The 13414-nt window shown below is 72.6% G+C and carries 12 protein-coding genes; 10 read left to right on the top strand and 2 right to left on the bottom strand.

Annotated elements, in window-relative coordinates; translation table 11 throughout:
• Window positions 1–65 precede the first annotated feature (65 nt).
• Entirely contained in the window at window positions 66–323 is a 258-nt protein-coding gene (locus ACFOX0_RS06810; RefSeq protein ID WP_377542826.1) for a DUF3040 domain-containing protein, read from the bottom strand.
• Window positions 324–791: 468 nt separating this feature from the next.
• Here ACFOX0_RS06810 and ACFOX0_RS06805 point away from each other — a divergent pair, with 468 nt between their 5' ends.
• Window positions 792–2813 (top strand): DUF1800 domain-containing protein, encoded by a 2022-nt coding sequence (locus ACFOX0_RS06805; protein ID WP_377542824.1) that lies wholly within the window; start codon window positions 792–794, stop codon window positions 2811–2813.
• Window positions 2814–2869: 56 nt separating this feature from the next.
• Window positions 2870–4240 (top strand): DUF1501 domain-containing protein, encoded by a 1371-nt coding sequence (locus ACFOX0_RS06800; protein ID WP_377542821.1) that lies wholly within the window; start codon window positions 2870–2872, stop codon window positions 4238–4240.
• Between the two features lie 146 nt (window positions 4241–4386).
• Here the strand turns inward: ACFOX0_RS06800 and ACFOX0_RS06795 are convergent, their stop codons facing one another.
• Window positions 4387–5079 (bottom strand): bifunctional DNA primase/polymerase, encoded by a 693-nt coding sequence (locus ACFOX0_RS06795; protein WP_377542818.1) that lies wholly within the window; start codon window positions 5077–5079, stop codon window positions 4387–4389.
• A gap of 351 nt (window positions 5080–5430) precedes the next feature.
• On the opposite strand from ACFOX0_RS06795, the gene ACFOX0_RS06790 reads away from it, so the two are divergent.
• From ACFOX0_RS06790 to ACFOX0_RS06755, 8 genes are all read left to right on the top strand, one after another.
• Window positions 5431–6660, top strand: a complete 1230-nt coding sequence (locus ACFOX0_RS06790; protein ID WP_377542815.1) for a helix-turn-helix domain-containing protein — start codon at window positions 5431–5433, stop codon at window positions 6658–6660.
• A gap of 13 nt (window positions 6661–6673) precedes the next feature.
• The gene (locus ACFOX0_RS06785; RefSeq protein ID WP_377542812.1) at window positions 6674–7243 is read left to right on the top strand and encodes a flavoprotein; all 570 of its coding nucleotides are present in this window, start codon (window positions 6674–6676) and stop codon (window positions 7241–7243) included.
• Between the two features lie 64 nt (window positions 7244–7307).
• Entirely contained in the window at window positions 7308–8180 is an 873-nt protein-coding gene (locus ACFOX0_RS06780; protein ID WP_377542811.1) for a Nif3-like dinuclear metal center hexameric protein, read from the top strand.
• Window positions 8177–8917 carry a zinc ribbon domain-containing protein gene (locus ACFOX0_RS06775; protein ID WP_377542809.1) on the top strand — a complete coding sequence of 247 codons (741 nt, stop codon included), beginning with the start codon at window positions 8177–8179 and terminating at the stop codon, window positions 8915–8917. The genes ACFOX0_RS06780 and ACFOX0_RS06775 overlap by 4 nt, the downstream gene beginning before the upstream one ends.
• Window positions 8918–8919: 2 nt before the next feature.
• Window positions 8920–10140, top strand: a complete 1221-nt coding sequence (locus tag ACFOX0_RS06770) for a bifunctional RNase H/acid phosphatase (RefSeq protein WP_377543107.1) — start codon at window positions 8920–8922, stop codon at window positions 10138–10140.
• Window positions 10141–10307: 167 nt separating this feature from the next.
• Window positions 10308–10574 (top strand): DUF3311 domain-containing protein, encoded by a 267-nt coding sequence (locus tag ACFOX0_RS06765; protein WP_377542808.1) that lies wholly within the window; start codon window positions 10308–10310, stop codon window positions 10572–10574.
• Between the two features lie 7 nt (window positions 10575–10581).
• The gene (gene mctP / locus ACFOX0_RS06760; RefSeq protein ID WP_377542806.1) at window positions 10582–12243 is read left to right on the top strand and encodes a monocarboxylate uptake permease MctP; all 1662 of its coding nucleotides are present in this window, start codon (window positions 10582–10584) and stop codon (window positions 12241–12243) included.
• A gap of 307 nt (window positions 12244–12550) precedes the next feature.
• Complete coding sequence (locus tag ACFOX0_RS06755; RefSeq protein WP_377542804.1) at window positions 12551–13414, top strand: hypothetical protein; 864 nt, start codon at window positions 12551–12553, stop codon at window positions 13412–13414.

Here is a 13414-nt window from a genome sequence, read left to right as displayed (position 1 = left end):
CCGCCGGGCGACCCGCCGACTGAGGCCGCCCGCCGGGCGACCCGCCGGCCGCGGCCGGCGTCGGGCTACGCGCGGCGGCGGCGCAGTTGCCAGACCATCATGCCGTTGCCGAGCACCACCATCGCGTAGATCGCGCCGACGACGCCGCCGCCGAGCACCGCGAGCGCCGGTACGACCGCCCACAGCGCGATGGTCAGGGCGAGCAGGATCCGTTTGCGCCGGATCCGGTTGCGCTCGTCGAGCCGGGCGAAGAACTTCGGGTCGGCGGCCCGCAGTTCCCGGGTGATCTCGTCGAACCGGCGCTGATCCTCTTTGCTGAGCATGGCGCAGGTCTCCTCCCCACACGTCAACCCGTTCCGGTCCGGCGGTTACCCCTCCTGTTACGACTCACGCTTCGCCACCGATGCTTCTTGTGGCGGCCCGACGCGGCCGGCGCTGGGGGCGGCCGCGGAACCTCAGATTTCGCTTAGCGGGCCCTTAACTTTGCCTGTGGCGTTGAACGCCGCAGGGTGCCCTCGACGGGGCCGAACCGCCCATCCGGCGGGCAACCGGTTTCACGTTTTGCCTGCTGGCGAACTCTGATCTTGACAGTCCGGTCCGGGTGCCCCGGTCGGCGCTCCTGAGGGCCGGCTTAAGTGGCCGTTCGGGCCCGCCGTCGGCCCGGTTGAACCGCCCGAACGGCTTGGCTACCTTCCCGTGTCAACCCCCGCAGGCATCAGTCGCCGCACCACCGCCCCCGCTCCTTCTTCGTGCGATGGCAGCGGCGCGACAGCAGAAAATGGGATCGGTACATGGCTGACCACGACGTGCCACCCCGCCGGCCGACTGGCGACGACCGATGGGACGGTCGCTATCCCACAGCCCGGACCGGCCGCCGCGATCCGGTCCACCAGCACCGCCCGGACCCGTACGGCGAGCCGCAGTCGTACGCCCGCCCCGCCACCGACGGTCCGCGGTGGATCGGCCCGGCCGACCCGATCCCGCAGGTGGCCGCCCGGCGCGCGGCGGTCGGGTTGCCCGATCTCGACGACGACGAGGACGACCGTCGGCTCGGTCGGCGGCGCGCGCTGACGGCGATCGGCGGGACGGCCGCGGTGGTGGCCGGCGGCGCCGCGTTGGCGATGAGCCCGGCCGGGCAGAACCTGATCGACCGGATCTTCGGCACCGGCGCCGACGAGGCGGCCGCCGCGGTCACCGACGGCACCGCGGCCCGGCCCAGCGGTGTGCAGCCGGCCAGCGTGCGGACCTACACCGAGCAGAACGAGAGCTACATGGGCTCCCGGGCCGGTGAGGCATTGAAGAGGAACGCGCCGGCCGGCGGGCGGCTCTACGACGGGCCGGCCGCGGCGGCCGCGGCGACCAAGCCGTCGGCGCGGACGGTGCTGGCCCACGATCCGGTACGGCACCTGGCGTCCCGGCTGACCTTCGGGGCCACCCCGACGCTGCTCGCCCAGATCCGTCAGGTGGGCATCGACGCGTGGATCCGGTCGCAGCTCGAACCGGAGAAGATCGCGCCGACCCGGGCCGAGCTGAAGCTGGCCGAGCTGACCACTCTGAAGATGAGCATCCCGCAGTTACGCGAGGCGCAGAAGACCTTGCAGGACAAGGGGATCGCGGCCGACCGGGAGACCATCAACGCGACGATCGCCCGGCAGATCTGGTCGGAGCGGCAGCTGTTCGAGGTGATGGTCGACTTCTGGAACGACTTCCTGCACGTCGGGCCGTTCTTCGACCGGTCGCAGGTGCAGCGGGCGTCGTTCGACCGGGACGTGATCCGCAAGCACGCCCTGGGCAGCTACGTCGACATGTTCGTGGCCGCGAACCGGCACCCGGCGCTGTTGACGTACTTGAACCAGAACCAGTCCAGCAAGGACGAGGTGAACGAGAACCTGGCCCGGGAGAACCTGGAGCTGTACTCGGTCGGCGTGGACGGCGGCTACACCGAGAAGGACGTCCGGCAGGCGGCGCTGTTGCAGACCGGCCGTGGGGTGGCCAACGACGAGTACGTCTACCGGCCCGAGCGGCACCACGTGGGCCCGGTGAAGATCCTCGGCTTCACGCACGCCAACGCCAGCGCGGCGGGCGGCGAGGCGGCGGCCGACGCGTACTTCCGCTACCTGGCCCTGCACCCGTCCACCGCCCGGTACGTGGCGACGAACCTGGCCACCCGGTTCGTGTCGGACACCCCGCCGAAGGCGCTCGTTGAGCGGCTGGCCAAGTCCTACACGACCAGCAAGGGCCAGATCAAGCCGGTGCTGGTGACGCTGCTGCGCTCGTCCGAGTTCTGGGCGTCGGTGGGGCAGAAGGTGCGCCGCCCGATGGAGTACCTGGTGGCCACGTACCGGGTGCTGGGCGTGTCGCCGGAGCCGTCGCCGGGCTACCGGAGCGGCTCGGGCCGGACCCCGTTCGCCGAGGGGCTGGACCAGATTCGCAACAAGATGGAGGAACTGGGTCAGTTCCCGACCGGGATGCCCACCCCGAACGGCTACCCGGACGTCTTCGTCGCCTGGACCTCGGCCGGCACCATGATCAACGGCTGGAACGAGGCGGGCGCCCTGGTCGCCGGCAGCCGCAGACAGTTCTCGTACGCCAAGCCGGAGCGGCTGGTGAGCAAGCCGCCGGCCACCGCCGGGGCGTACGTGGACGCGCTCGCGGTGCGGCTGGTGCACCAGAAGCTGACCGCCAAGGAGAAGGCGCTGATCCTGGGCATCGCCGGCGTCCCGGCCGGCGCGACGGTCGACGCCACGTTCAACGGTGCCGTCACGGCCATCGCGCGGGCGCTGCTCGCCTCCCCCCAGCACCACCTCCGGTGACGACGACCGAGGTTCCCCGGCCGGATCGCACAGGCCGGACAGAGATGGAGACTTCCGTGCACTCGTACCCCCTGCACCCCGACTGCCCCGACCTGCGGCGCCTGGCGCCCAATCGGACCGAGGCCGTGCTGCGCGCCGAGGCCGCCGCGGTGGCGGCGGAGAGCGCCGCCGAACGGGACCGGTTCCTGCACCTGAGCGAGGTGGAGGAGGCGCAGCAGGACGGCCGCGGGGTCACCCGCCGTACCTTCGTGGCGGGCGCCGCCGCGACGGCGACCGCCCTGGCCACCACCCAGTTCGTCTCGACGCAGGCGTCGTTCGCCGCGACGAAGACCGGGACGTTGATCCACGTCTTCCTGTACGGCGGGCTGGACGGTTTGAGCCTGGTCGCGCCGGCCGGCGATCCGGTGCTGGCCAAGGCCCGGCCGGACCTGCTGCTGGCCGACGACTCGCTGGCCCTGGACCGGGGCTTCAAGCTGACCAGCGCCTTCGCGCCGCTGGAGAAGCACCTGAAGGCCGGTCGGTTGGGATTCGTCCCGGCGGTGTCCGACCCCCGGCTGTCGCGCAGCCACTTCCAGGCCGCGGACGCCTGCAACCTGGGTGGCCTGCCCGGCGAGACGGGCGGCCGGGGCTGGCTGGACAGCCTGGTCGACGCGCTCGGCCCGGGCACCGCGTTCCGCAGCGTCGGGGTCGGCAGCACGCTGCCGCGGTCGCTGGTCGGCACCAACGGCGCGCTGTCGCTCAGCAGCGTCGAGTCGCTGCGCCTCAACGGGGACGGGAAGTTCCGGGCGGCCACCGAGAAGGCCATCAAGGGCCTGTTCACCGACATCAACCACCCGGTCGAGGACTCGGTGCAGTCCGGCCTCAAGGCGCTCGGCACGGCGCAGAAGCTGGCCGCCGACGGCTACCAACCGGCCGCCGGGGTGAAGTACTCCGGCGGGGTGGGTGACTCGTTCCGGCAGCTCGCGCACCTGATCAAGGGTGGCGCGAACGTCCGGGTGGCCACGGTGAGCATGGGCGGCTACGACACCCACGAGAACCAGGGCACCCGGCCGGGCGGCTACCTGCACCGGCAGCTCGGCCAACTGGCCGGCGCGATGGCCGCGTTCTTCGACGACCTGGGCGAGCGGGCGGCCGACGTCACGATCATGGTGTCCAGCGAGTTCGGCCGGCGGGTCGCCTCCAACGGCGGCGGCACCGACCACGGCCACGGCGGCGTGGTGACCGTGCTGTCCGGCAAGCGGCTGGCCGGTTCGCTGCTGGGCACCTGGACCGGACTGGCCAAGCTGGACAGCGGGGACGTGCCGGAATACAACAACATGTTCAACGTCTACGGGGCGATCGCCCAGGGCCGGTTCGGCCTGACCAACGCGCAGGTGGACAAGGTCTTCCCCCGGCAGAAGTACACGCCGGTCAAGATCTACGGCTGACGGTGATCGCGGTGGCCGGTCCGAGCCCTGTTGCCCGGACCGGCCACCGCGTCCCCGCCCCGGACCGGCGTCCGGCCCGGACCTGCCCGGCCCGACCCGCGCCGGCCCGGACCTGTGCCGGTCGGTGCGCGCCGGCCCGGGGCGGGTCAGTCGCCGGTGCGGGGGGCCGGCAGGTGCCCGGCGGCCGGCCCGACCGGCACCGGCACCGCCGGGTTCGTCGCGTGCAGGGCGTCCACCAGCAGTTCCTGCACCGCGTACGGGTCGGGCAGCCGCCAGCGGGTCTCCTCCGGGGCGGTCGCCCAGCGGACCGGCCCCTCGGGCAGCCGGGTCGGCGGGGCGGGGATCCACGACCCGAGGCCGTGCCGGACGATGAACAGGCACCGGTCCAGTTCCGGCCGCAGCGGGTCGCCCGGGCGGACCAGGAAGATCCAGCGTCCGGTCGGGGTCACCGCGACCGGGCCGCGTCCGGGGCACCCGCCGGGCCCGACCAGCGCGGTCGCCCACCGGGTCACGTCGACGACCCGCTGTCCCAGGTGCGCCGGCACCTCGATGGCGTCGAACGCCCGGCCGGTGGCGAGCAGCACCCCGTGCGGTCGGGACCGCCACCAGGCGGCGATCCGGGCCGGGTCGGCGGTGGCCGAGCGTTCCCAGTCGGTCAGCGCGGGATGGCAGCCGGTGGTCGGGCAGCCGGGCCGGCCGCAGACGAAGCGGTGCCGGGCCAGGCACGCCCCCGGGGTGACGTCCCAGCCGTGCCCGGCGTAGCGCATGGCGACCCTGCGCAACCGCACTCGATCGAGCGATGTCAACTCGATGAACGTCGGTCGGAAAGTGCCCCTCATAGTGTGCACACCCTCTACGTGAGTCATGGAACGTGCCGATGCGGACCGTGCGTCCCCCGGTTTTCCTTCCGGCCCGCCCGGACGGCGGACCACGCGGGGGCCGAACGGTGCGACGGCCGCCGAGCAGGGGTGATTGGCCGTCACCACTGCCCGCGGCGGTCGTTTTCCTGGCAGACCCGCCGGTTGCAACTTGCATCAGAAGCTATGAGGCAGGCCCGGCCGGGCAACGTACAAAAAGTGCGATCTGCACCAAATAAGAGCTAGTGCGATCCGCACCTAAATGAAGAGCTTCAGTCAACCCAGACAGGTCTCCCGGCCCGGATCGCCGGCGAGCAGGGGGGAGGGCGGGACGTGGACGAACTGCCGATCGGACGTCGCGTCGCGTACTGGCGTGGCCGCCGCAGACTGTCCCAACAGGTCTTCGCCGACCGGTTGGGCAAGTCCAAGAGCTGGGTCGACAAGGTCGAACGGGGGGTGCGTCGGCTCGACAAGTTCTCCGTCCTGCACGAGATCGCCGACGTCCTCCAACTGGACGTCCAGCTACTGCTCGGCAAGGACCCGGAGCGGCGTACCGACACGCTCAACTGCATCGACCAGGTCGAGGTGGAGGAGATCCGCGCGGCCCTGGAGCGGTACGACTCGATGAGCGCCTACTTCGACGCCCGGCCCGAACCGCGCCGGCTGGACGAGATGCGCAAGTCCGTCAGCCACGCCTGGCTGACCTACCAGTACGCCCGCTACGGCGTGCTGACCCGGGCGCTGCCGAAGCTGTTGCGCGACGCGCAGGCCGCCGACGCGGCGTACCTCGGCGGCGACGAGTCCCGGACCGCGGCCCACCTGCTCGGGCAGGTCTACCAGATCGCCTCCTCGACGCTGCGCAAGCTGGGCGAGCACGAGCTGGCCTGGCTGGCCGCGGACCGGTCGATGGCGGTCTCCCAGCGGGCCGACGACCCGCTGCTGGCCGGCGTGGCCACCCTCCGGGTCGGCAACGCGCTGGTCGCCCTGGGGCGGGCCCGGCCGGCCCTGGAGGTGAACGTCAACATCGCCAACCGGCTCGCTCCGGCGCCCGGCGTCGAGGCGTCGCCGCAACGGTGGTCGGTCTACGGCATGCTGCTGCTGCAGGGCGCGATGGCCGCGGCCCGGCTCGGCGACAGCGCCACCGTACGGGATCTGTTCAACGGCGCCGAGGAGGCGGCCCGGCAGGTCGGCGACGACCAGAACCACTACTGGACCTCGTTCGGCCCGACCAACCTGGAGCTGCACCGCGCCGCCGCGGCGGTGGAGCTGGGCGAGGGTCGGCAGGCGGTGGACACCCACGAGGGGATCGGCCCGACCGAGTTCAACGCGCTGCTGCCCGAACGCCGGGCCCACCACCTGCTCGACGTGGCCCGCGGCTGCGCCCAGATCGGCGACGTGGCCCGGGCCGGCGAGTTCCTGGTCGAGGGGGACCGGCTCGCCCCGTCCGAGATCCGCTGCCGGCCGATCGCCCACGAGGTGATGTCGGACGTGTTACGTCGCACTCGTGGTGCGCCGCCCGGCCAGATTGCGGAGTTAGCTGAGCACATGGGAGTGGGAATATGAGCGGCCGGCCCGGATGACCGGGCCCGCGCACCGTGGCGTCCTGTACGTGATCGCCTGCGGCTCGCCGCTGGCCGGCCGGGTCGGCCGACTGGTCGACCTCGGGCAGCGCGACGGCTGGGACGTGTGCGTGATCGCGACGCCGGACGGACGCAAGTTCCTCGACGAGCCGGCGCTGGTCCGGCAGACCGGGCATCCGGTCCGGACCGGCTACAAACAACCCGACGACCCGGACGTGCTGCCACCCGCGGACGCCATCATCGTCGGCCCGGCCACCGTCAACACGATCAACAAGTGGGCGGCCGGCATCACCGACACGCTGGCGCTCGGCCTGCTGGTGGAGGCGCAGGGCAGGGGCGTACCCATCGTCGCCATGCCGTTCACCAACGCCGCCATGGCCGTCCACCCGGCGTTTCGGGAGGGCCTGGCCCGGCTGCGCGACTGGGGGGTGACGGTGCTGTTCGGTGACGACGTCTCCCCGCCGCACCCGCCCGGCGAGGGTGGTCGGCTGCTGGACCGGTTCCCGTGGCAGCTCGGGCTGGACGCCATGCGGACCCGGGTCGGCGCGACCGCCGGCCCCGGCTGACCGCGGGGCTCCGACGGGCCGGGCGTACCGGGTCGGTCGCGGTTCGCCGGTAAGCTGGGCCGTCGTGAGCACAACCGAGTCCGCGAGCCCGCGCCTGGCCGAGGTGGTGGCCGCGCTGGACGAGCGCTACCCGCCCGCCTGGGCCGAGGACTGGGACCGGGTCGGCCTGGTGGTCGGCGACCCGACGGCCCTGGTCCGCCGGGTCGCCTGCGTGGTCGACTGCGTCCCGGAGACCGTCGCCGAGGCGCTCGCCGACGGCGCCGATCTCATCGTGGCCCACCATCCGCTGCTGCTGCGCGGCGTGTCGTCGGTGGCCGCCACCACGTTCAAGGGGCGGATCGTGCACCGCCTGATCCGCGCGGACGTGGCGCTCTACGTGGCGCACACCAACGCCGACGTCGCCAACCCGGGAGTCTCCGACGCGCTCGCCGCCCGGCTCGGGCTGACCGACCTGCGGCCGCTGGTGCCGGCACCGGCCGGTGGCGCGGCGGCCGGTGGCGGTCGGGGCTTCGGCCGGGTCGGCAAGCTGCCGGCCCCGGTGGCGCTGGCCGAGCTGGTCGCGCACACCGCCGCCGTGCTGCCGCCCACCGCGTGGGGGGTCCGGGCCGCCGGACCGCCCGACCGGCTGATCGAAACGGTGGCGGTCAGCGGCGGCGCCGGTGACTCCTTCCTCGCCGCCGCCGTCGCGGCCGGCGTGGACGCCTTCCTCACCGCGGACCTGCGCCACCACCCCGCCAGTGAGCACCTCGCGGGCGGCGGTCCGGCACTGCTGGACGCCGCGCACTGGGCCACCGAACGGCCCTGGCTGGACGACCTCGCCACCTTCGTCCGGGATCGCCTGGGCGTGCCGGCGATGGTGTCCGACCTGGACACCGATCCGTGGACGGTGCACGTCAGCTCTCCCGCATCACCCGTCGACAAGGAGCCCCGCCCGTGAAGGCCGACCCGAAAGACCAGCGCCGACTGCTCGACCTGCAGGCGGTCGACACCTCGCTCGCGCAGCTCGCCCACCGGCGTCGCCGTCTGCCCGAGTACGCCGAGCTGGAGCAGTTGGCCCGTGAGCTGTCCGCGCTGGAGGACGAGCGGGTCCGGGCCCAGGTGGCGGTCGACGACCTGGACCGGGACATCGCCCGGCTGGAGAGGGACGTCGACCAGGTCCGGGTCCGCAAGGACAAGGACCAGGCGCGGCTGACCGCCGGTTCCGGACCGGCCCGGGAGCTGGAGGCGCTGCAACACGAGCTGGCCACCCTCAATCGGCGGCAGAGCGAGCTGGAGGACGCCGAGCTGGAGCTGATGGAGCAGCGGGAGACCGCCCAGGGCGTCCTGGACGGGGTCGAGCAGCGGCTCACCACGGCCCGGGAGAAGCGTGCCGACGTGGAGACCCGGCGGGACAGCACGCTGGCCGAGATCGGCAAGGAGGAGGAGTTCAAGCGGGGCGCCCGGCAGCCGCTCGCCGACGACCTCCCGGCCGACCTGGTGGCCCTCTACGACAAGATCCGCGAGACGTCCGGCGGGCTCGGCGCGGCGCTGCTCACCGCCGGCCGCTGCGGCGGCTGCCGGATCGAGTTCTCCGGCGCGGACCGGGCCCGGATCCGGGCGGCGGACCCGGACGAGGTGCTGCGCTGCGAGGACTGCCGCCGGATCATGGTCCGTACCGCCGAGTCCGGCCTGTGAGCGTGGCCGCTGGCCGGGCGGTGCTGCTGGAGGCCGACGGCGGGGCGCGGGGCAACCCCGGCCCGGCCGGCTACGGCGCGGTGCTGCGCGACGCCGACACCGGCGAGGTGCTCGCCGAGCGGTCCGACTCGATCGGCGTGGCCACCAACAACGTCGCCGAGTATCTGGGCCTGATCGCGGGCCTGGAGGCCGCCGCCGAGATCGGCGCCCGGTCGGTGGACGCCCGGATGGACTCCAAGCTCGTCGTCGAGCAGATGTGCGGCCGGTGGCAGATCAAGAACGCCGGTCTGCGCCCCCTGGCCGCTCGGGCGGCGACCCTGGTCCGCCGGTTCGAGTCGGTGACCTTCACCTGGATCCCGCGCGAACGCAACCGGCACGCCGACGCGCTGGCCAACGCCGCGATGGACCGCGCCGCCGAGACCGCCCCGGCGGCGGCACCGGCGGTGCGGCCGCCCCGGCTCGTCGAGCCGCCCCGCACGGTGGCCGCCCCGGACCCGGCCGCCCGAGAAGCCGGCCGGGCCGGGCCCGGCGCGACCGGGCCGGCCGACGCGCCGACCACCGCGCCCGCATCCTGGGAACCGCGGGAGACCACCGACGCCACCCGCCTGGTGCTGATCCGGCACGGCGAGACCGCGTACACCAACCAGGGCCGCTACTCCGGCCGCGGCGACGTGCCGCTGTCCGACGTCGGCGTCGCCCAGGCCCGGGCCACCGCCCGCCGGGTGGCCGCGCTGGCCCCGTCGGTCGCGGCCGTGGTCAGCTCCCCGCTGTCCCGGTGTACGGCCACCGCCGAGCTGGTCGCCGCGGCGGTCGGTGACGTGCCGGTACGCACCGACCCGAACCTGATCGAGTGCGACTTCGGCGCCTGGGAGGGGCGTACCTTCGCCGAGGTCCGGTCGGGCTGGCCGGGCGAGATGACCGCCTGGCTCGGCTCGCCGACCGTGGCGCCGCCGGACGGGGAGTCGTTCGTCGAGGTGGGCGGGCGGGTCCGCCGGGCGATGGCGGGACTGCTCGGGGCGTACCCGGGGGAGACCGTGGTGGTGGTCTCGCACGTCTCGCCGATCAAGCTGTTGTTGCGCGACGCGCTCGCGGCGGGCGACGCGTTCCTGCACCGGCTCTTCCTCGACCCGACCGGCATCTCGGTGCTGGACGCCTGGTCGGACGGCGGCATCGCGGTCCGCACGGTCAACGACACCGCCCACCTGGCCGGCCTCGACGCCTGAGCACCCGGCTCCGCCCCGGGCCGATCGAGACCCTTTTCTCCCGTTCGGCGCATCGTGTTCACCGTTCGGCGCACGACACGCGAGTCGACGACGTGACCAGCGTCACGCCGTCGGTACCCTCCGTGCCGACCCATCCGATGAACGAGATCGAACCGGGAGGTGTGGCGATGAGTGAATCCGAGGCTGGGGGTACCCCACCCGAGGCCGAGCCCGGCGCCCCCGTGGAAACCAGGCGCGTACGGGCCAAGGACCACAGTCCCTGGAACTGGCTGCTCTTCGTACCGATCGTCGTGCCGCTGATCCCGGCGCTGTACAACTCCGACTCGCCGCGGCTGTTCGGCTTCCCGCGGTTCTACTGGCTGCAACTCGCCTTCGTCGTGATCGGCGTGACCACCACGGCGGTGGTCTACCGGATGACGAAGAAGAAGGGGTGAGGCGCTGATGTGGAAGGACCACCTCACCGAGATCATCGTCTTCTCGGTCCTGTTCCTGCTGGTCAGCGCGATCGGCTTCGTGGCGGCCCGGTGGCGCGCGCCGAACGACATGGCCCACCTGGACGAGTGGGGCCTGGGCGGGCGCAGCTTCGGCGGCTGGATCACCTGGTTCCTGGTCGGCGGTGACCTCTACACCGCGTACACCTTCGTGGCCGTACCGGCGCTGGTGTTCGGGGCGGGGGCGGCCGGGTTCTTCGCCGTGCCGTACACGATCATCATGTACCCGATGGTGTTCCTGGTGCTGGTCCGGCTCTGGTCGGTGTCGCACCGGCACGGCTTCGTCACCCCGGCCGACTTCGTCCGGACCCGGTTCGGCTCGCCGACGCTGGCGCTGATCATCGCGATCACCGGCATCGCGGCCACCATGCCGTACATCGCGCTGCAACTGGTCGGCATCGAGTCGGTGCTCAAGACGATGGGCGTGACCGGGGAGAGCTCGGTCGCCCGGCACCTGCCGATCATCATCGCGTTCGCCATCCTGGCCGCCTACACGTACCAGTCGGGGTTGCGCGCGCCCGCGCTGATCGCCTTCGTCAAGGACTCGCTGATCTACATCGTGATCCTGGTGGCGGTGTTCTACCTGCCGTACAAGCTGGGCGGCTGGGGAGCGATCTTCGACGCGGCGGACGCCAAGTTCAAGGCCAGTCCGGCGCCCGGCGACGGGCTGCTGCTGAACGCCAACAACCAGTTGCAGTACCTCACCCTGGCGTTCGGTTCGGCGCTGGCGCTGTTCCTCTACCCGCACAGCCTCACCGGCGTGCTGGCCAGCAAGAACCGGGACGTGATCAAGCGGAACATGTCCGCGTTGCCGGCGTACAGCGTGCTGCTCGGCCTGATCGCGCTGCTCGGCTACATGGCCATCGCCGCCAACGTCAAGCCGCTGCCCGGCTCGACGGCGGGCGTGCCGGACAACAACACCATCGTGCCGCGACTGTTCGACCAGATGTTCCCGGACTGGTTCGCCGGGGTCGCGTACGCGGCGGTCGGCATCGGCGCCCTGGTCCCCGCGGCGATCATGTCGATCGCGGCGGCCAACCTGTTCACCCGCAACATCTACAAGGAATACCTGAAGCGGGACGCCAGCCCGGCGCAGGAGGCCACCGTCTCGAAGGTCACCTCGCTGGTGGTGAAGATCGGCGCGGTCGCCTGCATCGTCTTCCTCGACCCGCAGTTCTCCATCGACCTGCAACTGATCGGTGGCGTGATCATCCTGCAGACCCTGCCGGCGGTGGCGCTGGGCCTCTACACCCGCTGGTTCCACCGGGGCGCGCTGATCGCCGGCTGGGCGGCCGGCATGGGGCTGGGCATGTGGATGCTCTATCAGATCCCCAACCCGGCGACGAAGCGGCTGCACTTCGGCGGCTCGGCGTTCAAGCTCTCCGAGTTCGGCTTCGACACCCAGAAGACGATCTACGTGGGCGTGGTCGCCGTCCTGGTCAATCTGGCGGTCGCCGCGCTGGTGACGCTGGCCCTGCGGGCCGGCAAGGTGCCCGACGGCCCGGACGGCACCACCGCCGACGACTACTTCGCCGACGAGAACGACCCCCGCGTCGCCCGCGACACCCACCGGGACACCCCGGCGGCGGCCGCCCCCGAACCGGTCGCCTGAACCACCCGGAAGGGCCCGCCGTCCAGCGCAAGACCGCGCGGACGCCGGGCCCTTCCGCGCGCCGGGGGCCGGCCGCCGTCCTCCTGGCTCGGCCGGCGTGCCGGCCCGACCGGCCCGGCCGGCCCGGGTGGTTCGGGTGGTTCGGCTGGTACGAGTGGTTCGGAATCTCCGGGATCGGTGAACCGGACGGGTCGCTGTCCCGTCCTAGGGGCGCCCGCGCGTCGGCCGGCTTCCGGCACCCCCGGAGGCGACGGTCGTGGCGCCGGTTTCCGCCGACGATCAGCTAGGGGGCCAGGTGACGTCACCCATGGACACGACCGACATGTACATCCTCGACGAGGAGACGTACGTCCAACACCAGGAGTCGAATACGGACCTTGTCCCGTACGACGTCCACGTGCGACTGATGCGCTATCTCCTCAGTTCCCCGACCGGCGCGGAACTGGTCGCGCGGACCATGGAGGCGAACCACGGCGTGTACTTCGCCCACACGGACCGGGGACCGCACATGGACGAGTCGGGGGTGATCAGGCTGCCGCGCACCGACCCGGAGAGCCACGCGTACGGAAACGTTGCGCACGAGATCGGGCACGTCGCGCGCTGGGCGAACGGCACCCACGCCCGGGACTACCTCGAGGACCGGGACGTGTTCGTCGACAACATGGTCCGAGAGGAGGTGGAGGTGATCGCCGAGTCGTACCTCATCCACAACACCTCGCACTTCGGCAACAGCCGGGACGTCATGGAGCCGTTGGGCCTCAGCGATTTCCGGGCTACGCTCCGGCAGGGGCCGATCACCACCGCGGACTTCCTGGCCCAGGCCCATCGGCACGTCCAGCAGCGCCTCGCCAGCGGGTGGTCCCCGATCGACTACCCCCGGGTGTACGGCAACCAGTACGACGCGTACTGGAACGCCGTGCAACAGGGCGCCGACGCCACCACCGCCGCGTCCGTCGGGTCCGACGCGCTCGGCTCCGGGACCGTCAGCAGGCGGAACTCACCGACCAATTCCGCGCGGGTGTCCGCCGCCCATTCGCGGGCGGGCAGCAGCAGCTCCTCCTCCTCCAGGCAGAGCCAGGGGTCCGGCTCCGGGCAGGGGCACGGGTCCGGGTCGCCGCAGCACGGACACGGGCACGGGCACCGTCGGTCCCCGCAGGGCGGTCGTCGCTGA

The sequence above is a fragment of the Micromonospora zhanjiangensis genome (assembly GCF_042650605.1).
GTDB classification, from domain to species: Bacteria; Actinomycetota; Actinomycetes; order Mycobacteriales; family Micromonosporaceae; genus Micromonospora_J; species Micromonospora_J zhanjiangensis.
This window is presented reverse-complemented; position numbering and strand designations above follow the sequence as displayed.

What these genes read in the sequence shown, in the direction of transcription:
- ACFOX0_RS06810 (WP_377542826.1), bottom strand. Translation starts at nt 323, where the DNA reads ATGCTCAGCAAAGAGGATCAGCGCCGGTTCGACGAGATCACCCGGGAA.
- ACFOX0_RS06805 (WP_377542824.1), top strand. Translation starts at nt 792, where the DNA reads ATGGCTGACCACGACGTGCCACCCCGCCGGCCGACTGGCGACGACCGA.
- ACFOX0_RS06795 (WP_377542818.1), bottom strand. Translation starts at nt 5,079, where the DNA reads ATGAGGGGCACTTTCCGACCGACGTTCATCGAGTTGACATCGCTCGAT.
- ACFOX0_RS06785 (WP_377542812.1), top strand. Translation starts at nt 6,674, where the DNA reads ATGACCGGGCCCGCGCACCGTGGCGTCCTGTACGTGATCGCCTGCGGC.
- ACFOX0_RS06765 (WP_377542808.1), top strand. Translation starts at nt 10,308, where the DNA reads ATGAGTGAATCCGAGGCTGGGGGTACCCCACCCGAGGCCGAGCCCGGC.
- mctP (WP_377542806.1), top strand. Translation starts at nt 10,582, where the DNA reads ATGTGGAAGGACCACCTCACCGAGATCATCGTCTTCTCGGTCCTGTTC.
- ACFOX0_RS06755 (WP_377542804.1), top strand. Translation starts at nt 12,551, where the DNA reads ATGGACACGACCGACATGTACATCCTCGACGAGGAGACGTACGTCCAA.